This window comes from Fusobacteriaceae bacterium (genome assembly GCA_031272775.1).
Lineage (GTDB): Bacteria > Fusobacteriota > Fusobacteriia > Fusobacteriales > Fusobacteriaceae > JAISST01.
In genome coordinates this window covers 13,338-38,182 of record JAISTB010000013.1, presented here as the reverse complement: position 1 = coordinate 38,182, position 24,845 = coordinate 13,338, and the positions used below count along the sequence as shown (strand labels likewise).

Annotated in this window: 26 protein-coding genes; 15 read left to right on the top strand and 11 right to left on the bottom strand. The window is 55.0% G+C overall.

What is annotated here, in order from left to right:
- Positions 1 to 49: 49 nt before the first annotated feature.
- The 4 genes from LBQ97_03920 to LBQ97_03905 form a co-directional block, all read right to left on the bottom strand.
- Positions 50 to 982: a TAXI family TRAP transporter solute-binding subunit gene (locus tag LBQ97_03920; GenBank protein ID MDR1831866.1), complete on the bottom strand. Its 933-nt coding sequence runs from the start codon at positions 980 to 982 to the stop codon at positions 50 to 52.
- Positions 983 to 1,028: 46 nt separating this feature from the next.
- Positions 1,029 to 3,014: a TRAP transporter permease gene (locus LBQ97_03915; protein MDR1831865.1), complete on the bottom strand. Its 1,986-nt coding sequence runs from the start codon at positions 3,012 to 3,014 to the stop codon at positions 1,029 to 1,031.
- Positions 3,015 to 3,031: 17 nt separating this feature from the next.
- Positions 3,032 to 3,436 carry a DUF1850 domain-containing protein gene (locus LBQ97_03910; protein ID MDR1831864.1) on the bottom strand — a complete coding sequence of 135 codons (405 nt, stop codon included), beginning with the start codon at positions 3,434 to 3,436 and terminating at the stop codon, positions 3,032 to 3,034.
- A gap of 238 nt (positions 3,437 to 3,674) precedes the next feature.
- Complete coding sequence (locus tag LBQ97_03905) at positions 3,675 to 4,676, bottom strand: PfkB family carbohydrate kinase (protein ID MDR1831863.1); 1,002 nt, start codon at positions 4,674 to 4,676, stop codon at positions 3,675 to 3,677.
- Positions 4,677 to 4,984: 308 nt separating this feature from the next.
- Here LBQ97_03905 and kduI point away from each other — a divergent pair, with 308 nt between their 5' ends.
- The 13 genes from kduI to LBQ97_03840 all read left to right on the top strand — a co-directional run bounded on the left by kduI (position 4,985) and on the right by LBQ97_03840 (position 17,284).
- A complete protein-coding gene (kduI, locus tag LBQ97_03900) occupies positions 4,985 to 5,827 on the top strand; it encodes a 5-dehydro-4-deoxy-D-glucuronate isomerase (protein MDR1831862.1) in 843 nt (280 codons plus the stop codon).
- 8 nt (positions 5,828 to 5,835) lie between these two features.
- The gene (locus LBQ97_03895; protein MDR1831861.1) at positions 5,836 to 6,717 is read left to right on the top strand and encodes a dihydrodipicolinate synthase family protein; all 882 of its coding nucleotides are present in this window, start codon (positions 5,836 to 5,838) and stop codon (positions 6,715 to 6,717) included.
- 73 nt (positions 6,718 to 6,790) lie between these two features.
- Entirely contained in the window at positions 6,791 to 7,765 is a 975-nt protein-coding gene (locus LBQ97_03890; GenBank protein ID MDR1831860.1) for a tripartite tricarboxylate transporter substrate binding protein, read from the top strand.
- A gap of 23 nt (positions 7,766 to 7,788) precedes the next feature.
- Positions 7,789 to 8,259, top strand: a complete 471-nt coding sequence (locus LBQ97_03885) for a tripartite tricarboxylate transporter TctB family protein (GenBank protein MDR1831859.1) — start codon at positions 7,789 to 7,791, stop codon at positions 8,257 to 8,259.
- 9 nt (positions 8,260 to 8,268) lie between these two features.
- Positions 8,269 to 9,771 (top strand): tripartite tricarboxylate transporter permease, encoded by a 1,503-nt coding sequence (locus LBQ97_03880; protein MDR1831858.1) that lies wholly within the window; start codon positions 8,269 to 8,271, stop codon positions 9,769 to 9,771.
- A 20-nt stretch (positions 9,772 to 9,791) separates the two neighbouring features.
- Positions 9,792 to 10,559: a GntR family transcriptional regulator gene (locus tag LBQ97_03875; GenBank protein ID MDR1831857.1), complete on the top strand. Its 768-nt coding sequence runs from the start codon at positions 9,792 to 9,794 to the stop codon at positions 10,557 to 10,559.
- A gap of 22 nt (positions 10,560 to 10,581) precedes the next feature.
- Positions 10,582 to 11,388 (top strand): gluconate 5-dehydrogenase, encoded by an 807-nt coding sequence (locus tag LBQ97_03870; protein ID MDR1831856.1) that lies wholly within the window; start codon positions 10,582 to 10,584, stop codon positions 11,386 to 11,388.
- 103 nt (positions 11,389 to 11,491) lie between these two features.
- Positions 11,492 to 12,490: a TRAP transporter substrate-binding protein gene (locus LBQ97_03865; protein ID MDR1831855.1), complete on the top strand. Its 999-nt coding sequence runs from the start codon at positions 11,492 to 11,494 to the stop codon at positions 12,488 to 12,490.
- 87 nt (positions 12,491 to 12,577) lie between these two features.
- Positions 12,578 to 13,060, top strand: coding sequence for a TRAP transporter small permease subunit (locus LBQ97_03860; GenBank protein MDR1831854.1), 483 nt, complete (start codon positions 12,578 to 12,580; stop codon positions 13,058 to 13,060).
- Between the two features lie 6 nt (positions 13,061 to 13,066).
- Positions 13,067 to 14,356, top strand: coding sequence for a TRAP transporter large permease (locus LBQ97_03855; protein ID MDR1831853.1), 1,290 nt, complete (start codon positions 13,067 to 13,069; stop codon positions 14,354 to 14,356).
- A gap of 33 nt (positions 14,357 to 14,389) precedes the next feature.
- Positions 14,390 to 15,382, top strand: coding sequence for a TRAP transporter substrate-binding protein (locus LBQ97_03850; protein MDR1831852.1), 993 nt, complete (start codon positions 14,390 to 14,392; stop codon positions 15,380 to 15,382).
- A 96-nt stretch (positions 15,383 to 15,478) separates the two neighbouring features.
- Positions 15,479 to 16,768, top strand: a complete 1,290-nt coding sequence (locus LBQ97_03845; GenBank protein MDR1831851.1) for a TRAP transporter large permease — start codon at positions 15,479 to 15,481, stop codon at positions 16,766 to 16,768.
- A gap of 6 nt (positions 16,769 to 16,774) precedes the next feature.
- Positions 16,775 to 17,284: a TRAP transporter small permease subunit gene (locus LBQ97_03840; protein ID MDR1831850.1), complete on the top strand. Its 510-nt coding sequence runs from the start codon at positions 16,775 to 16,777 to the stop codon at positions 17,282 to 17,284.
- Between the two features lie 67 nt (positions 17,285 to 17,351).
- Here LBQ97_03840 and LBQ97_03835 read toward each other — a convergent pair whose 3' ends face one another.
- The 7 genes from LBQ97_03835 to LBQ97_03805 all read right to left on the bottom strand — a co-directional run bounded on the left by LBQ97_03835 (position 17,352) and on the right by LBQ97_03805 (position 22,963).
- Entirely contained in the window at positions 17,352 to 18,059 is a 708-nt protein-coding gene (locus tag LBQ97_03835; GenBank protein MDR1831849.1) for a GntR family transcriptional regulator, read from the bottom strand.
- A 147-nt stretch (positions 18,060 to 18,206) separates the two neighbouring features.
- Entirely contained in the window at positions 18,207 to 18,377 is a 171-nt protein-coding gene (locus tag LBQ97_03830) for a FeoB-associated Cys-rich membrane protein (protein ID MDR1831848.1), read from the bottom strand.
- A 2-nt stretch (positions 18,378 to 18,379) separates the two neighbouring features.
- The gene (gene feoB / locus LBQ97_03825; protein MDR1831847.1) at positions 18,380 to 20,551 is read right to left on the bottom strand and encodes a ferrous iron transport protein B; all 2,172 of its coding nucleotides are present in this window, start codon (positions 20,549 to 20,551) and stop codon (positions 18,380 to 18,382) included.
- Positions 20,552 to 20,601: 50 nt separating this feature from the next.
- The gene (locus LBQ97_03820) at positions 20,602 to 20,823 is read right to left on the bottom strand and encodes a ferrous iron transport protein A (GenBank protein MDR1831846.1); all 222 of its coding nucleotides are present in this window, start codon (positions 20,821 to 20,823) and stop codon (positions 20,602 to 20,604) included.
- Complete coding sequence (locus tag LBQ97_03815; protein ID MDR1831845.1) at positions 20,820 to 21,053, bottom strand: ferrous iron transport protein A; 234 nt, start codon at positions 21,051 to 21,053, stop codon at positions 20,820 to 20,822. Before LBQ97_03815 ends, LBQ97_03820 begins: the two co-directional genes overlap by 4 nt.
- A gap of 13 nt (positions 21,054 to 21,066) precedes the next feature.
- Positions 21,067 to 22,134: a hypothetical protein gene (locus LBQ97_03810; protein ID MDR1831844.1), complete on the bottom strand. Its 1,068-nt coding sequence runs from the start codon at positions 22,132 to 22,134 to the stop codon at positions 21,067 to 21,069.
- A 133-nt stretch (positions 22,135 to 22,267) separates the two neighbouring features.
- Positions 22,268 to 22,963 carry a 4Fe-4S binding protein gene (locus LBQ97_03805; protein MDR1831843.1) on the bottom strand — a complete coding sequence of 232 codons (696 nt, stop codon included), beginning with the start codon at positions 22,961 to 22,963 and terminating at the stop codon, positions 22,268 to 22,270.
- A 96-nt stretch (positions 22,964 to 23,059) separates the two neighbouring features.
- Between LBQ97_03805 and LBQ97_03800 the strand changes: the two genes are divergently transcribed.
- Positions 23,060 to 23,761 (top strand): Crp/Fnr family transcriptional regulator, encoded by a 702-nt coding sequence (locus LBQ97_03800; GenBank protein ID MDR1831842.1) that lies wholly within the window; start codon positions 23,060 to 23,062, stop codon positions 23,759 to 23,761.
- Positions 23,754 to 24,833, top strand: coding sequence for a M20/M25/M40 family metallo-hydrolase (locus tag LBQ97_03795; GenBank protein ID MDR1831841.1), 1,080 nt, complete (start codon positions 23,754 to 23,756; stop codon positions 24,831 to 24,833). Before LBQ97_03800 ends, LBQ97_03795 begins: the two co-directional genes overlap by 8 nt.
- Positions 24,834 to 24,845 lie beyond the last annotated feature (12 nt).

Below are 24,845 nucleotides of genomic sequence, written 5' to 3'. Positions count from 1 at the left end.
AAAAAACCCGCGCGAAACCGCACGGGTTTTTGATTTGCTTTTACAGATTTTACTTCAAAAGTCCCTTTTCCTTGTAATACTTCACGGCGCCGGGATGGAGCTCGATACTCATACCGGTCAGAGCGGATTCGGGTTTGATCAGAGCGCCCATTTTGTGAGCGGCCGCGATTCTGTCCTGGTTCTCGTACAGAGCCTTCAGCATGTTGTAGACGAGATCTTCGGAGAATTTGGCGCTTACAACGAGCATGGACTGCACGGTAACGGTCTTGACGTCGTCTTTCACGGTGCTGTAGCTCCCGCCGGGGATCGTCAGGGCCGTGTAATAGGAGTATTTCTCGTTGAGTTTCTTCAGCGTGTCGGCGCCGATTTCAACGAGTCTTACGGGCTTCTGGGTCGCGAGATCGACGATGGCCGCCGTGGGAATACCGGCAACCTGGAACGCGGCGTCGGCCTGTCCGTCACGCATGGCGTTTACGGCTTCGGCGAAGGAGAGATACAGTACTTTGACGTCCCCTTCTTTGAGACCGGCGGCTTCCATGATCTGGGTGGCGTTTACGGCCGTACCGGATCCGATGGCGCCTACCGCCACGCTTTTCCCTTTGAGGTCGGCGACGGATTTCACGTTGGGATCAAGGGTGATACACTGAATCGGTTCGGGATACAGGATCGCGAGCCCTTTCACGGCTGTCTGTTTTTCTTTGAAGAGTTCCACGCCGTTTTCGGCATAGTAGGCAATGTCGTTCTGAATCAGGGCCACGTCGATGTCCCCTTTCTGCAGCATGTTGACATTGGCCACGGAAGCGCCGGTGGATTCGGCGGTGGCGTTGACATCCTTCAATTTGGAATTCCAGATTTCGGCGAAAGCGCCCCCGAGCGGATAATAGGTCCCCGCGGTCCCGCCGGTTCCGATGTTGATGTACGTCGTATCGGCAAGCAGCGCGGTTGTAACCAGTACAGCGAGCAGAGAAACAAGTTTTTTCATACAGATACCTCCATGATTAAAATTTGATTATATTCCCGGTGTAACACTAACGGACAAGGGTTTTGGCCCGGATATCCCGGGCTTTTTTCATTTGCAGGAGGAAGATCGCGACGATGATCGCAAGCCCGATGGCGTCGGTCGTATACCCCGGATGTACCGAGAGCAGTCCCGCGCCGATAATGAAGATCCGTTCCACGGGATTCATCGGGGCTTTGAAGTATCCGGTGAGCCCGACGGCGACGCAGACAACGCCGATAAAGGCCGTGAGGATCTTGAGGATGACCCATCCATCGGGATTGATCATGACGAGCTGGGGCTCCATCACAAAGATATAGGGCACGAGGAAGGCCGCGATGGCAAGTCTCGTGGCCTGCAATCCAGTTTTCATGGGTTCGGATTTGGCGACGCCCGAGGCCGCCACGGCAGCGAGGGCCACCGGGGGCGTAACGTCGGCGATAATCCCGAAATAGAACACGAAGAGATGAGCGGCCATGACGGGCACCAGCTGCGCGCCGTTGGCGTCTTTCAGCATAAGGATGGCCGGCGCCGCGATCGTCGAGGTAATGACATAGTTGGCCGTCGTGGGAACGCCGATTCCCAAAATCAGCGACGTAATCATCGTAAAGAAAAGCGTGAGCAAAAGATTGCCGTTGGCGATCCCCACGAGGACGGAGCCCACCTTGAGGCCGAGCCCGGTCTTGGTGACGATGCCGGTGATGATTCCCGCGCAGGCGCAGGCGGCGACCACGGTCAGGGACCCCTTGGCCCCGGCGATCATGCCGTCGATGAGATCTTTCGGCGTGAGCCGCGTTTCTTTCCGGATGGCCGCGCAGAGGATCGTCGAGACGATGGCGCCCAGGGCCGCCCGGATGGGGCTGTAGCCCTTGGTCAGGAGGTAGAGGACGACGAAAATGGGAATGATCAGCTGTCCCCGGGTCCTCAGCACATCTCTGAGTCTCGGGATCTCACTTTTGGGAAGGCCCATGAGGCCCAATCGTTTGGCTTCGTAATGGACGCCCGCGAATACGCCCAGATAATAGAGGGCCGCGGGAATGATGGCGGCGATGACGACCTTGGAATAGGGATTGCCGGTAATCTCGGCCAGAAGGAAGGCGGCCGCGCCCATGATCGGCGGCATCAACTGCCCGCCCGTGGAGGCCGTGGCTTCCACTGCGCCCGCGAATTCAGGCTGGTAACCCAGTTTTTTCATCATGGGAATCGTGAAACTGCCGGTTCCCACCACATTTGCCACGGAAGAACCCGAAAGCGTTCCCATACAGGCCGAGGAAATGACCGCGACTTTGGCGGGACCGCCGGGGGAACTGCCGGATATGGAGTTGGCAAGGTCGATGAAGAATTCGCCCATGCCGGTTTTTTCGAGATAAGCGCCGAAGAGGATGAAGAGAAAGATAAATGTCGAGGATACGCCGATGGGCAGCCCCAGAATTCCCTCGGTCGTGTAGAAGAGGTGCTGGATCATGGCGTTGACCGAGACCCCCCGGTGGCTCAAAAGCCCGGGAATCCGCCGGCCGTACAGGGCGTAAACGATAAAGAGCAGGGAGACGACCACCATGGGCAGCCCGATCACGCGTCTGGCCGCCTCGAGGACCAGGATCACCGCGATGGTTCCGATGATCATGTCGGTCGTATTGGCGAGGCCGGCTCTGGTCACGATGTCTTTGTAGAATACGACTTCGTAGAGACAGACGGCGGCCGCAATGACGCCAAGCAGGCAGTCAAAGACGTTCAGGCGATGCTTGTCCATTTTCGTCGAAAAGGGATAGAGAATAAATACCGCCGAAAGGCCGAAGGCCAGATGGATACAGCGGGCGACCTGGGCGTCTATGGGTTTGAAGGAATAATACAATTGAAATACCGTAAAACAAAATAGCAACAGAGAGACCGCCTTGGCCTGTATGCCGGAAAGCACCCGGAACGTGGAGCCTTTGTCATATTTCGCGAGAATCTCATCTACGTTAACCGCCGCTTCCGCCGCGGTCTGTTCAACTTTTTTGCTCAGTTCTTCTGTCATGCTTACACCTCATCGTATTATGAATTTCTTTTGATCGAAAGCTTGATTTTGGCCGATTTGTCGCCCAAAATCTCACTCAGGTTGAGCTTCGTCCCTCCGATCCTCAGATAATGCCTGGCCAGAGGCGAGATCACCATGGAGATCTCCGGAAATTCCCGGTGCATCTTCAGGATGAAGAGACCGTCCCTGACGGTCAGTTCCCCCTCTTCGGGCAAGAAAGGAAGTCCGACGCCATAAGATTGGTATACGGTTTCCGTAAGCACGATCCTGCCGTCTTTCCCCGCCTTGAAATATTCCTCGGCGGTGGTTTTCATGACTGAATGCACATACCCCAGAGAAAAGGCGTTGCCGGGAAGTTTGTATTCCCATTTTCTTCCGGTGTCTCTGTCTTCCATCACGAGAACCCGAGCGGGACGCTTCACGAGCGGAAAAATCGCGCTTATCACGGTGATTGCCGCAAGACAAAGCCACATCGCTTTTTTTCTTCCCCTCATCGGACCGTTCCTTTCTGTTTCGTGGGATAAATTGGTATCGGAAATTGTGAAGCGCAATAATCAAAGCGTCATTTACGCGAAAGCAAAATATGAAAAAGCAAAATATTAAAAAGCAAAATATTAAAAAGATTGTAGCAAGTTTAGCGGGTCCTGTCAACAAAAATTATTACGAATTTTCAAGACTTTCCCCGATCCGCGCGACCAGTTCGTCAAGGCTCGCAACGGCAGTCCCGATCTTGCTGACGACGACGCTTGCGGCGAGATTGCCCAAGACCGTGGCTTCCTCTATGGAAAGGCCCGAGACGATGCCCAGGGTGATCGTGCTGATGACCGTATCCCCCGCTCCGGTCACGTCATAGACCTGAAGGGCCTTGGAGGAAAAATCCTGACGGGCTTTGTCGGGACTGAAGACGGAAATCCCCCGGGCGCCCCGGGTCACGATCAGATACCGCGCCCCGCAGGTCTTGAGATAGAGATTTCCCGCCCGGTCGAGGCTTTCGTCGTCCGTGATCCTGATGTTGACGGCCTGCTCCAGCTCAAGGTTGTTGGGCTTAACGAAAGTCGCTCCCGCGAAGGCCGAAATGGAGGGACTCTTGGAATCTATGGCGACGATGACCCCATGGCTTTTGCAGAGGGCGATGATGCGTTTCACAAACTCAGGAGACGAAAGGACGCCCTTGCGGTAGTCGGACAAAAGAACGGCGTCGATGCGGCCGATACGCTCTTTGAGCCAATCGAGAACGGCCTTTTGGGTTTCGGCCGTGATGTCCCCGCTTTTCTCCCTGTCCACCCGAAGCAGCTGCTGGCTTTTGGTGGCGAAGCGCTCCTTGAGCGTCGTGGGCCTGCCCGCCTCGGCGAGAATGCACTCGGTCCCCACGCCCGCCCTTTGCATGGCGGAACGCAGCCAGAGGCCGTATTCGTCTTCGGCGGCCGTCCCCGCCAGCTCGACCCGGGCCCCGAGGGCCACAAGGTTTGCCGTGACGTTGGAGGCGCCCCCCGCCGTCAGCTTCGATTCCTCAAACTCGAGGATCTGGATCGGCGCTTCGGGGGAAATCCGGCTGACTTTGCCCCGGGTGTATTTATCCACCATGATATCTCCCAAAACGAGTATGGTTTTTTTTGGAAACTCCGACCGGACGATTTCCGCCAGTCTTTGACGCGCTGTCATAAGCCCTCCCGCCCTGAACGATCTGTAATCTTTTTCACCCCCTATCATAGCACGAAGCGCCGCCGGTGTCAATGAGAAATGGCGGGAACACTTGATTTACACCGGAATAACATCCAAAAACTGAAGTAAATTTGAACTATTTGTGCTGATTTCGGATATAATGGGCGAAAAAATTCTTATGAAATCTCTTGACAAGATCTTCCAAAAATGGTAATACTATAGCAGAACGAGAATTTGTATACAGTGAATACCTTCTGTCGGGAAAGCCCGAAAAAGGTGAAAATATCGTGTTCAGGAGGAAAAAAGCCATGGATATCCGGTATTCGGCAAATCAAAAAGATGTCAAACGCTATACGACGGCGGAATTGCGCGGGGAATTCCTGATCGGGGACCTCTACAAGGCCGACGAAGTGACGGCGGTCTATTCCCATGTGGACCGCATGGTGACCGTGGGCTGCATGCCGGTCAAAGAGAAAGTCTCCCTCGAAAAGGGGATAGACTGCTGGAAGAATTTCGGGACCCATTATTTCCTGGAAAGACGGGAAATCGGGATATTCAATATCGGAGGGGCCGGAAAAATCACGGCCGACGGAGAGACCTTCGCCCTCGGATACAAGGACTGCCTCTACATCACAAAGGGCACAAAGGACGTCCATTTTACGAGCGACGACACAGAAAAACCCGCCAAATTTTATATGGTCAGCGCCCCGGCCCACACGGCCTTCAAGACGACGTTTCTCTCGATCAAGGACGCGGCCAAGCGTAACCTGGGCTCTGTGGAATCCGCCAACAAAAGGACCATCAACCAGTTTATCCATCCCGATGTGCTCCCCACCTGCCAGCTCTCCATGGGCATGACGGTCCTCGAGCCCGGCAGCGTCTGGAATTCCATGCCCTGCCATACCCACGAGCGGCGCATGGAGATCTACATGTATTTCGAAGTGCCCAAAGACAACGTCGTCTTTCATTTTATGGGGGAACCCACGGAACTCCGGACCATCGTCATGCAAAACGAACAGGCCGTCATCAGCCCCTCCTGGAGCATCCACGCGGGCGCAGGCACGACCAACTATACGTTTATCTGGGCCATGGGCGGAGAAAATCAGGCCTTTGACGACATGGACAACATCCTCACGACGGACTTGCGGTAGGAGGGGAAATGGCCGATTATCTGGGAATTTACGCGGCGTCGGTGACGCCCTTTGACCGGGAGGACAACATCAACGCGGAGGCCCTGCTGAAGCTTATGGAGCGGAATCTCAAAGAGGGGACCGCGGGCTTTTTTATCGGCGGATCCAGCGCCGAGTTTCTGCTGATGACCTTTCAGGAACGGGTACTCGAATATGAGATCGCCTCGGCCTTTGTGGGCAAATGCGACATGATCGCCCACGTGGGGGCCCTCGCGACGAAAAAAGCCGTCGGCTACGCCAAAGCCGCCAAAAAATGCGGATACAACCATATCGCGGCCATCCCGCCGATTTATTACGGCTTCACGACCAGAGAAATCTGCGACTACTTTTACGATATCTCCCGGGCCGTGGATATGCCGGTCATCATCTATAATTTTCCCGGAAATACCAAAAGGGAGATCGACCTCCGGGACAAAGACTGGGCGGCCTTGCTCAAGAGCGAAGCCGTAGAGGGCATAAAACATACCAATCAAGTTGTTTATCAAATGGAGCGGATCATGGCCCACAACCCGAAGCTCAAGATCTGGGACGGCTTTGACGAGACCATGATCGCCTGCATGGCTTACGGCTGCACGGGCGCAATCGGCACGACCTTCAATATTATGCTGCCCCATTACCAAAAACTCTTCGACGCCTTCCGGGCGGGGAAACTCACGGAGGCCAGGGAATTGCAGCGCAAGGCCAACAACATCATGGAGGCTCTCGTCAACGTTGGGCTGATCTCCGCCACAAAGTATATCCTCACGAGGCAGGGGATCGACGCGGGACCCGCGCGGAAGCCTTTCTCGCAGTTGACCGATGAGCAGAAGGCCTATGTGGACGGCATTTGGGACGCCAATATTGTCGTCTGAAAAAAGAAAATAAATATACAATATGGGCGATAGATCTATTCGCTCAGATAAATACACGAAAAAAGGAGGATTTATGAAAAAGGTATTCCGGAACATCATTTTTGGGTTGCTCGCACTGACTACCCTGCTTTCCCTGTCGGTCGCCGCCGCGGACAAATATCCGACGAAGACGATCAAAGTCATCTGTCCCTGGGCTGCCGGAGGCGGTACGGACGCCATCCTGCGGGCGCTCTCGGCCGCCGTTGAAAAAGAACTCAAGGTGACGCTGGCCGTGGAAAACAAGACGGGCGGCGCGGGCGCCATCGGACACGCGGCCATCAAAGACGCGAAACCCGACGGCTATACGCTGGGCATGGTGACCTTTGAGCTGAATTCGCTGCCCCAGCAAGGTCTGATCGATTTTACTTACGCCGACTACATTCCCCTCTGCCTCGTAAACGCCGACGCGGCGGCGCTGACCGTCAAGGCCGACGCCCCCTACAACAGCGTGAAGGAATTTGTGGAATACGCCAAGGCGCACCCCGGCGAGATCTCCATCGGAAATTCCGCCCCCGGCTCCGTATGGCATATCGGCGCGGGACTTTTGGCCAACGCCACGGGCATTCAGGTAAAGCACGTTCCCTTTGAAGGGGCCGCTCCCGCCGTGACCGCCCTTGCCGGCGGACATATCCAGGCCGTTTCCGTTTCCCTGGCCGAAGTAAAGAGCCAAGTAGAAGCCGGAAATCTCAAGGTATTGGGCGTTATGGATGAAAAACGGGCCGACGCCTTCCCCAATGTACCGACATTTATCGAGCAGGGCTATGACATCACTTATTACACCTGGAGAGGCATGGCGCTTCCCAAAGGCGTCGATGCCGCCATCGTGAAGACCCTTGTGGACGCCTTCGCCAAAGGCATCAAAGACGAAGATTTTCTCAAATTCGCCAAAAATATGAATCTCAACGTGCGCTATCTGGGGCCCGATGAATTCGCGGCGTTTTTAAAGGATAATTTTGAAGCGGTAACGAAAACTCTCGAAGAGACTCATCTTCTGGATGAAACGAAGTAGCATTACGGATAAGGAGATATCGGGTGAGAAAAGCGAACTTTGTCGCCGCCCTTCTGTTTTTGGCTCTGACGCTCTATGTGGTCGCGGTGACGTTTACCTTTAAAAAATTCAAAAACGTGCCCATCGGACCGGAATTCTTCCCGCGCTGGCTCGCCCTGGGACTGGGGATTTGCGCCCTGGTTCTCCTGTACCAGTCCGTGAAACACTACGACAAACGGGAAGCGCCGACCCTGAGTCTCCGGGACAAGGGAATGCAGCGGCTTTTGATCGGGGTCGCCGTCGTGATCGCCTATGTTTTTCTGTGGAAAAGCCTGGGCTTTCTCGTCATGACGCCGCTACTGCTCTTCGCGCTGATGTTTTTGCTGGAGGTCCGCGACTACAAGGTCATGATCCTGATCTCGCTCTTGACCTCCGTCGGCATATTCCTCGCCTTCAAGCTGATCCTCGGTATTGAAATGCCGCTGGGTTTTCTGTCCGGCGTCATGGACTTTTAGGGGGGCGCGATGAACTGGTCACTTTTATTCGGAAGCTACGCCAATGTGCTCTTGAATCTCCAGGTCATGGGCATGATCTTTCTGGGGGCCACGGGAGGCGTCCTGATCGGATCCATCCCCGGTCTTACGGCAACCATGGGGATAGCGCTCTTGATCCCCTTTACCTACGGCATGGATTTGATCCCGTCCATCGGACTCCTTTTGGGGATCTTCTGCGGCGGCATGTACGGAGGCTCCATTTCGGCTATCCTGATCCATACGCCGGGAACGCCGGCGGCGGCCGCAACCGTCATGGACGGCTATCCCATGGGGCAGAAGGGCGAGGCGGGAAGAGCTCTTTCCATCGCGCTCTACTCGTCCTTTGTGGGCGGGATGATCGGCGCCGTCCTCATGACCTTTCTTTCGCCGCTGATCTCCAAAATGGCGCTCAAATTCGGCCCCGGCGAGTTCTTTACGCTGGCGGTCTTCGGGCTTTCGGTCATCATTTCGATCTCCGGAAAATCCATCGTGAAGGGACTCATCAGCGCCTTTTTCGGGCTTTTGCTGGCAACGGTGGGCATGGACAAGGTCTGCGCCTACCTGCGCTTCACGAAAGCGCCGGGGCTCTATGACGGGATGCCCTTTATCCCCACGCTGATCGGGCTTTTCGCGCTGTCGGAAGTCTTCGCCGGCGTCGAGAAGATCACGGTGGCCGAAAGGATCAAGGCCACGATCACGAGGGCGCTGCCGGACCTGGACGACGTGAAAACCATCATGGTTCCGGTTATCAGGGGCGGGCTCATCGGGACCTTTATCGGGGCCATCCCGGGGGCCGGGGGCGATATCGCGGCATTTGTCTCCTACGGCGAGACCAAGCGCGCCTCGGATCATCCGGAACTATTCGGAACCGGCGTTCCCGAGGGGATAGCGGCGGCCGAATCGGCCAACAACGGCTGTTCCGGCGGCGCCATGATTCCGCTGCTCTCTCTGGGCGTGCCCGGGGATTCCAATACGGCCGTTATGCTGGGGGCCTTTATCATGAAGGGCATCCAGCCGGGGCCCATGATGTACGTGGAGCATCTGGACCTCGTGTATTCCATCTTCGCGGCGATGATCACGGCCAATATCGCCATGCTCATCGTAGGCGGCTGCGGCGTGAAATTATTCGCCAAGGTCATTTCCATCGACAAGAAGAAATTGCTGCCGGTGATTCTCGTGCTCTCCCTCGTGGGGGCCTATTCCATCAACGGCAATCTCTTTGACGCGAGCCTTGCCATCGTCATGGGGCTTGTGGGCTATCTCCTGCAAAAATACGAATTTCCGCTGTCGCCGATTCTCCTGGCGCTGATCCTCGGGCCCATGTCCGAGAGCAATCTGCGGCGCTTTATGCAGATCCACGACAGCAAGTTCTGGCTTCTTTTTACGCGGCCCATCTGCGTCGTCCTGATCATCCTCGCGGTCGCATCCCTCGTCAGCTCCGTGATCAATCAGAAAAAGATTGAGCGACGGACGGCGGGCAGTACTACGAAATAAAGAAAAAAGGGTGTGTTGCTATGAGTGAGGCAGTAAGCAAAAAAATGAAAAGCGAAAAAGTGAACACGGGCATCGTGCTGATCGATGACTTCAAGTTTCGCAACCGGGAAGACATGGTGTACGAGGCCCTCAAGAAGAATATTCTTGAGCTGACGGTAAAACCGGGCCAGGTCGTCAGCGAAGCGGAAATTTGCAAGATGTTCGGCGTCTCCCGGACTCCGGTCCGGAATTCCCTGCGGATCCTCGCGGAAAACGGCTGGGTCGATATTATCCCCTATCGCGGGATCTATATCCGGCTGCTGGATTTGAAAAACGTCAAGCAGATGCTCTATATGCGCTATGCCGTGGAATCCATGGTCCTGGAGGATTTTATGAACAGCGACAACAAGCTGGTGATGGAGGATATCCAGTACATGATCCGCAAGCAGGAGGCGCTGATCGTCACGAAAAATTTCAAGCCCGAGCTGTTTTACAAGCTCGACATGCAGGTGCACAGCCTCTGGTTTGAGGCCATGAACCGCTCGGTGCTCTGGGATATGCTGCAGGCGGAAAGCCTGCACTATACCCGCTTCAAGATGCTCGACTTCCTGACGGAAATGGATTTTACCCGAATCATTCGGGAACACAAGACCATCGAGGGCTGTATCGCCAAAAAAGACGCGCGGAAAATGCGTCAGGTCCTGCGGGAGCACATTTTTTACTGCATGAAGCGGATGCGCAAGGTCATCGACGAAGATTACCGCGACTACTTTGAGGAAGAGCCCGACGAAGGAAAATTTGATATCTAAGAAAATCAGAAGGAGTGGATGAATGAACAAGTTTACCATGGACGCCTTTTCCCTGAAGGGGAAGACGGCCCTTGTGACGGGCGCGTCGTATGGCATCGGTTTTGCCGTTGCCACGGCCTTTGCGGCCGCCGGGGCGAAGATCGTTTTCAACGACATCAACAGGGAACTGGTCGACAAGGGGCTGGCCGCTTACAAAGAAATCGGCGTTGACGCCAAAGGCTACGTCTGTGACGTCACCGACGAAGCGCAGGTGCGGGAGCTGGTCGCCGCCATCGAAAAAGACGTCGGGATCATCGATATCCTCGTCAACAACGCCGGCATCATCAAGAGAATTCCCATGCTGGATATGTCCGCGGAGGATTTCCGGAAAGTCATCGACGTGGACCTGAACGCGCCCTTTATCGTATCAAAGGCCGTCATTCCCGGCATGATCAAAAAAGGCCGCGGCAAAATCATCAACATGTGCTCCATGATGTCGGAACTGGGCAGGGAGACGGTCTCGGCCTACGCCGCCGCCAAGGGCGGCCTCAAAATGCTGACCCGCAATATTTGCAGCGAGTTCGGCGAGCACAATATCCAATGCAACGGCATAGGTCCCGGCTATATCGCGACGCCGCAGACCGCGCCGCTCCGGGAAAAGCAACCCGACGGCAGCCGGCATCCCTTTGACAGCTTTATCGTGGCGAAGACTCCGGCGGCCCGTTGGGGGACAAGCGAAGACCTCATGGGGCCCGCGGTATTTCTCGCCAGTGAGGCCAGCGATTTCGTCAACGGACATATCCTGTACGTAGACGGGGGAATACTGGCGTATATCGGGAAGCAACCTTGACTGACTGGGATTACACGGATTACAAATGATGATATGATTTTAAAGAATTTTGGCGATTTACAGCATAGTTTGTTACATTACATTATTTTGGAGGAAAATACTTATGAAAAAAAGAGTTTTATGGATCGTCGGTTTGTTGATGCTGGTGTTGAGTATGGCCGCTTACGGGAAAAAGTTTACGATGACCGTGGGGCACGCCCAGCCTGTGGGAAATCCGCGTTACGTGTCGCTGGAGAAATTCGCGAAGGACGTCAACGAGCGGACAAAGGGCGCCGTGACCGTGGAGGTCTTCGGCGAGGGACAATTGGGCACGGAAAAAGAGATGCTGGAGCAGGTCGTGGCGGGAACGATCCAGGGCATGCGGGGCGGACAGTTTGATTTCAGCCCCCGGCTTCTGATGTTTACGCTGCCCTTTTTGACCAACACCCGGGCGGAAGTGACCGCCCTTCTGAGTTCTGACTTGGCGAAAAAAGTTTCCGCCGAGGCCGAGGAAAAGACGGGCACCGTCATGATCAACCTCTGTGACGCCGGCGGATACCGGCAGTTTTCCAACGGCAAACGCCGGATCGCGAAACCCGCGGACCTCGTGGGCCTCAAAATGCGGACAAACGGCATGAAGACCATCGACATGACGTTCCAGGCTATGGGCGCGACGACGGTAGCCATCCCCTACGCCGACCTCTATATGGCGCTTAAGACCGGCGTCTGCGACGGACAGGAGAACCCCTGGGTCAACGTGCAGGGCATGAAGTTCTATGAAGTGCAGAAATACTTTACCGCCGTCAACTATCAATTCCATCCCGATCCCTTCTACGTGAACGCGGCCTGGTGGAAGGAATTGCCGAAGGAATATCAGGACATTATCCTGGCCGCCGCCGATGAAATGGGCAAATACAACGACCAGCTGATCGACGAAAATTCTAACGCCGCCAAAGAAGCCATCCGCAAGGCGGGAAGCGAAGTCTATGATCCCACGCCCGAAGAATTGAAGGCTTTCCAGGACGCCAGCATGCCCGTTTACCAGCAGTGCGTCAAAGAAGGCATCCTGACCCAGGCCGAGCTCGACGAAATCCTGAAGATCGTCGCTTCCGCGAAGAAATAAGGCCCGAAGGGTCAAAATCAAATCCGTACGGGTTCAAAGGGGGCGATAGCCATCAAAAGAATAGGGAAGATTTTATTTGCCGTCTATGTGGGAATCGGAACGGTGGCCATGGGTCTTCTGGCCCTTTCGGTGATTTTCACGGTGATCATGCGCTACTGCTTTTCCCTGAGCTGGAAAGAAGTATCGGAATTCAATATCACGCTCTTTGCCTTTACGACGTTCTGGGGCATGGGAATCTGCATTTTGCGGAACGAACATGTCGTCATCGATATGCTCTACAACAAGTTGAGTCCCCGGGTCAAGCGCTGGATGAGCGTCCTCGACTACGGGATCGTACTGGCCGTGGATCTGATTTTTATGCGCTATTCCTGGGCTTACGCGAAAAAGGCCGGCGTACAGATCAGCCAGGGCATGGAAGTTCCGATGATCTTCATGTATGGGATCATGCCGCTTTGCGCGCTGATCGCCGCGGGCTGCATCGTGATCCGGATCGCGGAATTCATCCGGGCGCCGCTCTCGTTTTTTGAACCCCGGGAAAAGACGGAAAGCCCCGCGGAACAGAGGAGCTGATTGTCCATGGCCATGCTTGTGTTATTGATATTTTTGCTGGTCTTCGCCTTTCTGGGCGTGCCGCTGGCCTTTTCCATCGGGGCCTCGGCCGTGACCTATCTGCTGATTTTTTCAAGGAATCTTTTGCCGATGTTTCCGCAAAAGGTCTGGACGGGCGCCTACAGCGAGCTGATGATCGCCATGCCGCTCTTTATCCTGGCCGGGGAACTCATGAACGTCGGCGGGATCACGAAGCGCATCATCAACTTCTGTATGCAGATCCTGCGTCCCATCCGGGGCGGCCTCGGCGAGGTCAACGTCGTGGCCTCCATGATCTTCGGCGGGATCTCGGGCTCATCGGTCGCCGATACTTCGGCCCTGGGGTCCATCCTGATCCCCGCCATGGAGGAAAACGGCTATCCGCCCGACGCCTCGGCGGGCATCACCGTGGCTTCTTCGACCATGGGGATGATCATCCCGCCGTCGACGCCGATGATCGTCTACGCCATGATTTCGGGGGAATCGGTCGGAGGTCTCTTTATGGCGGGGGCGGTCCCCGGGATCATGATCGGCGTCACGCAGCTGATTCTCGTCTGGTTCGTGAGCCGAAGAAAGGGCTGGCATCCGGCCAAGGCGAAATTTGACGGAGGGGAATTTACCCGGGCCATTTTCGCGGGTATTCCGGCTCTGCTCATGCCGCTTTTCATCATTGTCTGCGTGTCCTTCGGGGTCTGCACGGCTTCCGAAAGCGCGGGAGTGGCGGTACTTTATTCCGTCGTCATCGGCTTTTTCGTCTACCGGGAGCTGACGTGGCGGGATGTGTGGGCGGCCGTGAAAAAAACCCTGGTTACGTCTTCGTCGATTCTCATCATCATCGGCTTTACCAATGTTTTCACCTGGGTTCTGACCATGAAGAAAGTGCCCGTTGTCATCGGGAATTTCTTCCTCGCCATGAATCTGCCGCGCTCGGCCATCGCCATGCTGTTTGTGGTCCTGATCCTCGTGATCGGCGCCTTTGTGGATGTAAGTCCCGCCATCATGCTGCTGACGCCGATCCTGCTGCCGATCATGAAAATGTACGGCTTTTCGGCGCTGCAATTCGGCGCCATGATGATCACGGGGCTCGCCATCGGCCTGGTGACGCCGCCTGTGGGCATGTGCCTCAACGCCTGCCACAAAATCAATAAAATGCCCATTGTGGACATTTTCCGGGGCGCCGCCCCCTATATCGTCTGCAATGTGCTCGTTCTCATCGCGATCAGCCTGTTTCCGGTCCTGACGACCTGGATCCCGCTGCGTATGGGATATTCGATATAAACGCAATTTAATTTTTATACAGAGGAGGAAACTATGCTGAAGAAAGTATTCGCAACAGTGCTGGCATTGACTGTATTATTATCAGTCACAATGTTCGGTAGTGGAAAAGTCGCCCTGAGACTCGCCCATTTCGGGATGCAGGGAGATCCGGGCTATGACGCCGCCGAAGCCTTCAAGAAGGAAGTGGAGGAAAAATCGGGCGGCGCGATCACGATCCAGATTTATCCGAACAATGAGCTGGGGAATCCCCCGGAAATCATCGAGCAGACAAAGCTGGGCGCCATTGACGCGAGTCTCGTGACCCAGGGTTCCCTGGACAAATACTCCAAGAAATTCGCCCTTTTGGTGACTCCCTTCGCCTTCCGCTCCTATGAGCACGCCTACAAGGTACAGGACGGCCCCTTCTACGAATGGACGAAAAATGACCTCGAAGCGCAGAACATGCACCTCGTCGGCAGCTGGGACTACGGGTTCCGGAATCTCACGAACTCCAAACGGCCCGTAAAGGTTCCCGACGACGTAAAGGGTCTGAAGATCCGAACGCCTCCGGAAATCCAGCAATTGGCGGCCATGGAAGCCCTGGGCGCCAACGTGCAGCAGATTTCCTTTACGGAACTTGTACCCGCGCTGAAGCAGCACACCGTCGACGGGCAGGAAAACCCGCTGACGACGATCTATACCAATAAACTCTGGGAAGTTGACCAGAAATATCTTTCGATCACCCACCACGTATACCAGTCGCTGAATCTCGTATTCTCCAAGGCGACCTGGGACAAATTGTCCCCGGAACACAAGGCCATCATCGAGACGGCCAGCAAGAACGCCGGTCAGGGTATGCGGGACGTCGTGAAAAACGCCGAAGCCAAATACATCAAATTGCTCGAGGAAAAGGGCATCCAGACCGAATATCCGGATATCGAGGAATTTGCCAAGAGAATGGGCCCCGCTTATAAGAAAATGGCGGAATACGTAGGATCCCAGGCGCTGCTTGACGAATTTTTGAAAATGGTCGAAGACGCCAAATAATCTCCGAATCTGAAATCCTGTAATACTCCGGAGGGGCGGGGGCGGCATCCCGGCCGCCCCTTCCTCCCGGGAAACATTTATTCTTCGGAGGTGACTATGCTCGCATTGGTCGTATGCGTGCTCCTGATCGGACTCATGATCCTGGGCGCGCCTGTCTGCGTCGTCATGGGGGCGACGGCCGCCGGGGTGTTCTATTACCTCGGGCAGGGCGGCATCATGGCCGTCATGGCGCAGAAAATCTATACGGGGACGACGGGCTTCACGCTGCTGGCCATCCCCTTTTTCATCTTGGCCGGAAATCTCATGAATACCGGCGGCATCACCGACAGGATCTTCCGCTTTGCCAAGGCCATCTGCGGCCACTGGCCCGGAGGTCTCGGACAGGTGAATATTCTCTCAAGCCTGATCTTTTCGGGCATGTCGGGAGCGGCCGTGGCCGACGCCGCGGGTTTGGGCGTCATTGAAATGAAGGCCATGGACGACGCGGGGTTTGATCACAAATTTTCCGCCGGCATTACGGCGGCCTCGTCGACCATCGGACCCGTGGTGCCTCCGTCGATTCCCTTCGTGGTTTACAGCTCCGCCGTGGGGACCGTCTCGGTCTTCAGACTCTTTATGGCGGGCTTCGTCCCGGGCTTTATGATGGCAGGGGCCATGGCTCTGGCCGTCTATGTGATCTCCAAGAAAAAGAAATTTCCGGTGGAGCCGAAAATGCCCTGGAGCCTGCGGCTCAAATATTTCTGGGAGGCCATCCCCTCGCTGATGACCGTGGTCATTATCCTGGCGGGGATTTGGATCGGCTTTTTCACGGCGACTGAAGCGGCCGTTGTGGCCAGTTTTTACGCGCTCCTTTTGGGGACCGTCATTTACCGCGAAATTACCTTGAAGGGTCTGGTCAACATCATCTACGACAGCCTGATCCAGAGTTGCAAGACGCTCTTTATCATCGCGATCGCCAATTTCCTCGGGTATTTTCTCATGCACCAGCGGATCCCCAACAAAATCATCACAAGTCTCTTGAACATTACGTCAAATCGTGTCGTTCTGATATTATTGATTATATTTGTATTGATTCTCCTGGGCTGCTTTATTGAGGGGACGGCCATCATCCTGATCTGTACGCCGATATTCCTTCCGATCGTCAACCAGATCGGCATGGATCTGACGCAGTTCGGGGTTGTCATGGTGCTGTCATCCATGATCGGGCTTTTGACGCCTCCCGTGGGCATGTCCCTCTACGCCGTGAGCGCCATCACCGGGGTCAACCTCGTGGATCTCTCCAAAGAGGTGTTGCCCTATGTGGCCGGCATTTTTATCGTGCTGCTCCTCTGCGCCTTCTGGCCGCCGCTCTCGACCTTCGTGCCGAGACTGGTTCTCGGGAGTTGAGGCCCTATGGAACTTTTGAAAAAAATCGACGCCCTTTTGGCGAAAGCCCTCAAAATATTTGTCTTTACGCTGTTTTCAGCCCTGGGACTGCTGCTTTTGCTCAGGGTCATCATCCGCTATGTTCCCTTGGGCAATGTGATTCCGCTTTTCGCGTCCACGGGCTGGTCCGACGAAATCGTGGAGATGCTGATCGCCTGGACGATCTTTACGACGTCCTCCATCATCATGCGGGATAACGCGCATTTCCGAGTGGATCTGATCGAAATGAAAGTCAAAAACAAAGCGGTCATCAACGTTTTGAACGTCCTCATCGCCCTGATGGGGGTCGTATTCTTCGGGGCGCTGATCCGCTATTCATATAAGCTTTTCATCGAGGCCACCTGGACGACGTCCATCCTCAAGATCAGCCAGCGGGTACCCTATGCCAGCATCTTTTTCAATTCGATCCTGATGTTTTTGTATCTCTTCCGGGATCTCGTCGTGGCGCTGGGGAAATTCCGGGCATCGAAAGAATAGGGCAAAGCGCCGGAAAATCAGACTATTAAAAAAGCCAGGCGCCAAAAGGCGCCTGTTCTGTTTACGGTTATTGGGGCATGTTGTGGAAGATATCGGGGTGCTGGCCCGACAATTCCCGCAGATAGACGGCGATCCGCTCGTAATTGTAGCGGTTGTACTCAAGGAGATCGGACTCGGACTTCGTCTCGATATAGCGGAGCAGGTTCCGGTGGTCTTCAAGGAAGTCTTCGCCGTTCAGTCGGTTCCGGAGATAGAGGTTGATGAAGCGGTTGTATTGGATATTGCTGAATTTGACGATCTCCCACATGTAATGAAAGCCGTTGTACTCGAAGATCGCGGAGTGAAACTTGTTGTGATAGTCAAGGATCATGTAATTGAGATCCCTGACATTTTTTTTGTGGGATTCGAGCTCGACCATCATGGCGTTCAGGTGATCGGCCAAAGGGCGGATGTCGTTTTCCGGCCGACAGAGCTTCCGGAACACTTCCCGTTCGGAAATATAGCGCAAATATCGGCTCGCCATGATCTGCTGGCAGTCGATCAGGACGACCCGGGTCCGTTTGCGGGGTTGCACATCCACGAGGCCCTCGAAGTGCAAGATGGAAATGGCCTCCCGGATGGGGCTGCGGCTGACGTTAAAGATCTGTTGTAATTGTGGCTCGCTGATGGTTTCGCCGGGGCGGATCGAGGCCTTGATGATGCTCTCTTTCAGCGTGCGGTAGATGAAAGCGCCGGATTTTTCTTTTTCCGCGCGCTTCAGCGTGATGATGTCCATGTCTGATCCTCCGTTTGTTTTTCTTTTATACTAATTTATACCACAGAACGGGCAAAATGAAAAGAAAAAAGATGAAGGCGGGGGATTTTTTTGGACGACAGGGCCACAATAAAAAAAGCCGCCGCGTTTCGCGGCAGCCTTTTTTGCTCACTTTTCTATTTTGCCCGCTTCGCATCCGCAGTCACAACCGCCGCCGCAGGAGGAGCAGGTCTTTCCGGCTTTTTTGTCCCGGATCAGTTTCCGGACAATGAGCGCCACCGCCGCCGCCAAAATCAGCGCCACGGCAATGGTGCCCCCGTTCGCTTGAAGAAATCTCATGCTTATCCCACCTTGACCGCTTTCCGGCCGCTGCGGAATAACAGCCGCAGCAGAATCGCCGCCAGTACCAGCGCCGCTCCCGTCGGAATCGTAAATGCGCCCGATGTCGCAAAGAGGCTGGCCTGGTAAATGATCAGCGCCATCACATAGGCAAAGCCGCATTCGTAGATCACCGCGAAGAGCGTCCATTTGGCGTTATTCATTTCGCGCTTGATGGCGCCCACGGCCGCGAAGCAGGGGACGCACAAGAGATTGAACACGAGGAACGAATAGGCCGCCGCGGGCGTAAAGACCGCCTGCAGCGCGCTCCAGATCTCGACGCCGTCTTCGCTGACTTCCTCAAGACCGCCGTAGAGGATCCCGATGGTGCCGACGATATTTTCCTTGGCGATAAGACCCGTGATGGAGGCCACCGCGGCCTTCCACTGTCCCCATCCCAGAGGTCGGAAGATCCAGGCCACCCGGTTTCCGACCGCGGCTAAAATGCTGTTTTCCATATCCACTTTGCCGAAGCCTTCTTCGCCCCAGCCGTAGTTGGAGGCGAGCCACACAAAGATCGTCGCGAGAAGGATAATGGTCCCCGCTTTTTTGATGAAGGACCAGCCCCGCTCCCACATGCTGTGGAGCACATTTCTGAGGGCCGGGACATGATAGGCGGGAAGCTCCATGACAAAGGGCGCCGGGTCTCCCGCGAAGGGAGCGGTTTTTTTCAAAATAATGCCCGAGCCGATGATCGAGAAGATCCCCAGAAAATACGCGCTGGGGGCGACCCACCAGACGCCGCCGAAAAGAGCGCCCGAGATCAGGGCGATGACCGGCAGCTTTGCGCCGCAGGGGATGAACGTCGTCGTCATAATCGTCATGCGCCGGTCCCGTTCATTCTCGATGGTCCGCGAAGCCATGACGCCGGGGACGCCGCAACCTGTCCCGATCAGGATCGGGATGAAGGACTTGCCCGAGAGGCCGAATTTTCTGAAGATCCTGTCCATGATAAAGGCGATGCGGGCCATATAGCCGCAGTCCTCAAGGATGGCCAGCAGGAAGAACAGCACAAGCATCTGGGGCACAAAACCCAGTACCGCGCCTACGCCCGCGATGATCCCGTCGAGGATCAGGCTTTGCAGCCATTCGGCGCAGTTGATGGCCGAGAGCAGACGCTCCGCCAATACCGGTACGCCCGGAATTTCTTTGCCGAAGAGCGAAAAGCCCTCGCCGAAGACCCCGTCGTTTGCCCAATCGGTGGCCCAGGCCCCCACGGTCGTCACCGACACGTAGTAGATCACAAACATCACAAGGAGAAAGATCGGCATGGCCAAAAGCCTGTTGGTCACGATCCGGTCGATCTTGTCGGTATTCGTCAGCTTGCCCCGGTTTTTGCTGGTAAAGCAGCTTCCGATGATCGAGGCGATATAGATGTAGCGCTCGTTGGTAATGATGCTCTCGGCGTCGTCGTCCAGCTCTTTCTCGCAGTGGACGATATCTTTTTCGATATGGTCCAGCGTGTCCCGGGGAATTTTCAATTTTTCGATGATCTTGGCGTCCCGCTCAAAGAGCTTGATGGCGAACCAACGCTGCTCCTCCTCGGGCATGTCGTGCAAGACCGCTTCCTCGATATGGGCCACGGCGTGCTCGACGCTGCCGTTGAATTCGTGGCGGTGACGCATGGGCTTTTTTTCGGCGGCGATCCGGACGGCCGTTTCGGTCAGCTCCGCGATTCCCTCATTTTTGAGGGCCGAGATCTTTACCACGGGACAGCCCAATTCCCGCGACAGCGCGTCGGCGTCGAGGACGTCCCCGTTTTTCCTGATCACATCGATCATATTGATGGCCACAACCATCGGCAGGCCCAATTCCGCCAGCTGGGTCGTCAGATAGAGATTCCGCTCCAGATTGCTGCCATCGATGATGTTGATAATGGCGTCGGGTTTCGCGTCAATCAGATAATTTCTCGAGATGACTTCCTCGAGGGTATAGGGGGACAGGGAGTAGATCCCCGGCAGATCCACGAGAACGAGATCCCCTTCGCCGTGGGCGTAGCCCCTGATCTTTCCTTCTTTTTTTTCAACGGTCACGCCCGGCCAGTTCCCGACAAACTGGCTCGATCCCGTCAACGCGTTGAAGAGCGTCGTTTTACCGCTGTTGGGATTTCCCGCCAGCGCGATTTTCAGATTCATTTTTCCTCTCCGTTCCCTTTCCGTAACGCTGCCGTTACGATCAAATTTTCCTATTCGACTTCGACGGTTTCCGCGTCGGCCTTCCGGATCGAGAGCTCATAGCCCCGGACCGTGATTTCCACGGGGTCGCCCAGAGGGGCCACTTTCCGCACAGTGACGCTTGTCCCCTTGGTGAGGCCCATGTCCATGATCCGTTTTTTGACGCCGCCTTCTCCGTGCAGTTTTTTGATTACCGTTGATTCTCCGATTTTGACATCCCGTAATGTTTTCATTCTCTCATATTCTCCTCATCTACGATGATTTTGTTTGCCGTCTGCTTACCGAGGGCAACCCGCGACTCCTTCACATTGACAATGACATTGCCGCTTGTTTTGGAGATCACAGAAACACGGGACCCCTCGACGAAGCCCAGGTTGTTCAAAAACCGCCTGGTTTCGTCGAGACCCCCGATTTTTTTGATGGCGACCACCGCGCCTACATCGGCAAAGGATAACGGCATCATGAAATATGCACCTCTAAAATTCCACTTTGAATCCCAGTTGCGCTACGGGCTGCCATACCCATCCCTGGGCTTCGCTGGCCGTCGAATGGATGTTTTCCGTGCGGGCGCCCGCCACGAGGTAAAGACCGATGTTGTCGGTCGCTTGATAATCCAGTCTCAAAGCGGGAAGGGCGTACAGCGTATAGCCGTCTGTCCGGTCATTGCCGCCAAAATCGCTGGCGAAAATCTTCCGCCGGGAATGGGTATACGGATCGAAGCCGCCTTCAAAGTAGAAGCTCAGACTAGCCTTGTCGCTGAGATCGACGAGTTTCGTCGTGTTGTACAGGTAGAGCTCCACATCGGCCGTGAAGTTTTTCTTTTTCCCTTCGGTGAGAGGGCGGTTGAAGCTGTGCTGCGTCAGGTAGACGTTCAGCTCCAGTTCGAAATTCAGCGGCAGCTCAAAGTAGGAGTAGAGATCGAGGCCGTAGTAGAAATCCTTCGTGAGCCCGGTCAGGGGCGTCGGATCATACACGTAATCCTGATCCCAATTGTATCCGATCTTGGGCGCGATCGTAAAATCCGTCACTTTCACATAGTCGTTCTGGAACAGTTTTTCGGCGAAATTCCAGCGGGCCTGATACTCGACGCGGTTGCTTTCCAGGAAGCCGTCGTTGTTGTTGAAGATGAATTTACAGGCCACGCCGCCCAAGAAATCGTGCTGATGGGTGAATTCCAGCGTAAAGTCCGTATGGGCGTCTTCCGATACCCATTCGTCATTGGCCCCGGGTTTGCTCGTCGCGTGGAAGTTTTCCACTTCGAGGTACAGGAGATTCCGCTCGTCGATCTGCAATTCTCCCTCGGCGTGCAGCGTCCCGTAATTGGACGTCAGGTAGTCGCCTGTTCCCTGCTTCGTGTGGCGTCCGGATTTTCCGCGCCATTCATAATAGATATCCACGTAGCCCGTCGGTCCGCTCTTTTTTACGGTCGTTTCCACGACCTGCTTTACGACGACCTCCGGGGCCTCCGGCAGGGCTTCCTTCCCGCCCGCCAGGGCAGCCGAGGCGGCAAGTACGCAGCCCAGCAAAAGTAAAGTTTTTTTCATGGTTTACTCCTCCTCTGAATTGTCGTTATGATAATTTGATTGATCAACCTATTTCCATGCCAATTATATCGTAAAAATAAAATTTTGTCAATCAAATATATTTTTTTTGAAAATATTGCCGGCGAGTTATGCGTCAGGATTGCGTAATCTCGCCTTCTATGGAGACGACGCCGACGGCTGCGGGAAGGATTTTTCCGCTCCGCTGGATTGCTTCCCGGACCGCGGCCTCGATGCCCCGGCAGCAGGGAACTTCCATCCGGAGGACCGTGACGCTGCGGATCTCGTTGGCCTTGAAGATTTCCGTCAGTTTTTCGGCGTAATCCACGGGATCCAGTTTTGGACAACCGATCACCAATCGGCGACCGCGCAGGAACTCTCTGTGAAAATTCCCGAAGGCAAAAGCGGTGCAATCGGCCGCGACCAAGAGATCCGCATGTTCAAAATAAGGAGCTTTCGCCGGGACGAGCCGAATCTGCACGGGCCACTGGCGAAGCTCGCTCGGAATATCCGCTTCCGCACCGATCCCGCAGGCTTCTCCGGGCTCGGGACCCGCCACAACCCGGGCCATGGTCCCGGGGCAGCCGCAAGCAAGCGGAGCGGACTTTTCCCGTACCGCTTTTTCGTCGAAGGCCGCCGCCTCTCTTTCCTCAAAAGTAATGGCGCCCGTGGGGCAGACAGGCAGGCAGTTTCCCAGCCCGTCACAGTAATCGTCCCGGATGAGCCGCGCCTTTCCGTCAACCATGGCGATGGCCCCCTCATGACAGGCCGCGGCGCAGGCGCCGCAACCGTTGCACAGTTCTTCATTGATTTTGATGATTTGTCTTTTCATGTCAACCTCCTTTAAAATGTTTCTTGCTTTTCTTCCCGTATTATAGTATAATTTTTGCAGAAAATCTGTTGGATTTCCAACAAAAGGAAAAATTTCATGAAAATTACCGAAGAATTATTGGCCCAATTGGACCTTTTTGCCGATGTATTTCCCTATGATCTGCAAAAACTCGCGCAGAGCAAATTTTTATCGGGCAAAAAATACCCGAAAGGAAGCGACATCTTTACGGTCGGCGATCCCGTCCGGGCCATCGGAGTCGTCGTCAGCGGAAAAATCAGAATCTACCGGGACGATTTCATGGGGAACCGGGCAATCCTCGCGGAACTGTGTCCGGGAGACACTTTTGCGGAAGCCTTTGTCTGCGCGGGCGTGAAAACATTTCCCGTCAACGTATCCGCGAAAGAAAAGACGGAGATTCTGTTCTTTGACTACGACAAATTTTCCAAAGCTTACCCGGCGGATGTTGTCATTGGAAGGGTTTCCAAAAATCTCGCTTTTCTTATGGCCCAAAAAAACATCTATCTCAATGAAAAAAACCATTTTTTAGCCAAACGGACAATCCGTGAGAAAATCCTCTCTTTCTTGACCAGAGAGGCCCAGAAACAGAATTCCCCCACATTTGTAATCCCCTTCAACAGGCAGGAATTGGCCGATTATCTCTCGGTGGAGCGAAGCGCCCTTTCCGTCCAGTTGGGTAAGCTCCGGGCCGAAAAGGTCCTTGATTTCCATAAAAACGGATTCACGATCTATCCGAAAGGACGGATCTCAAAGATAAACACGGAGGAGCAAGATGACTGATCTGGAAAAAATTTTGAACTTACGGAAAACCCTGCATGAACACCCGAACCTCTCCCTCAATGAAGCCGAAACCGCCGGTATTCTGAAAGAATTCCTGCGGGAAAATACCGATCTCGAAATCGTCGACAGGGGGGCTTGGTTCTACGCGGCCCACCGGGAGGCGGGGGCCGGGCAAAATATAGCCTTCCGCTGCGATACGGACGGCATCCCCAATGAAGACGGGACGCCCTACCACGGCTGCGGTCACGACGGCCACATGGCCACGCTCTGCGGACTGGCCCTGGAGATTTCGGGGAAAAAATTCGGGAAGAATATCTTTCTTTTGTTTCAGCCGGCCGAAGAAACCGGACAGGGAGGGCTGATCTGCAAAGACTTTGTGGGCGACGAAAAAATCGACGAGATCTACGGCTTCCATAATACGCCGGGCTTCAAGGAAAACCGCCTGCTCCTCAGGGACAGGGCCTATGCCTGCGCTTCCAAGGGCATGACCGCGTCGCTTCACGGCAGGCAGTCCCACGCGGGTTATCCCGAGCACGGGATCAATCCGGCCTTTCTGATCGCCGACGTCATCACGAAGCTGGGGGATTTTCTCGACGACGGGAAATACGAATCCATGGTCCTCGCGACGATTGTCTGCGTCAAAGTCGGGGAGCGGAATTTCGGCGTTTCCCCGGGAACCGGGGAGCTCTCCATGACGATCCGGGCCCATTACGAGCGTGACCTCGACAAATTGCAGCGCTCGCTTGAGAAATACATCTCGGAAAAAGCGGAGGCGGCGGGGATGGACTGCGCCTTTTCCTATGCCGACGTCTTTCCCGATACGGTCAACGACAGCGCGCTTTACCAAAAAATCAAAGCCATGCTGGACGCCAAAGGCTACGATTACGAAATTTTGCCCGAACCCTTCCGCTGGTCGGAGGATTTCGGCTATTATCCGAGGCAGACCAAAGGCTTTTATTTCGGCGTCGGCGAGGGCGAAGACTGGACGCCGGCCCATACGAAGGACTTCGATTTCAATGACCGGTTGATCGCCCCTGTGGTCCGCCTGTTCCTTGACGTGATTTCCCTGTAAAAAATGTTTCAA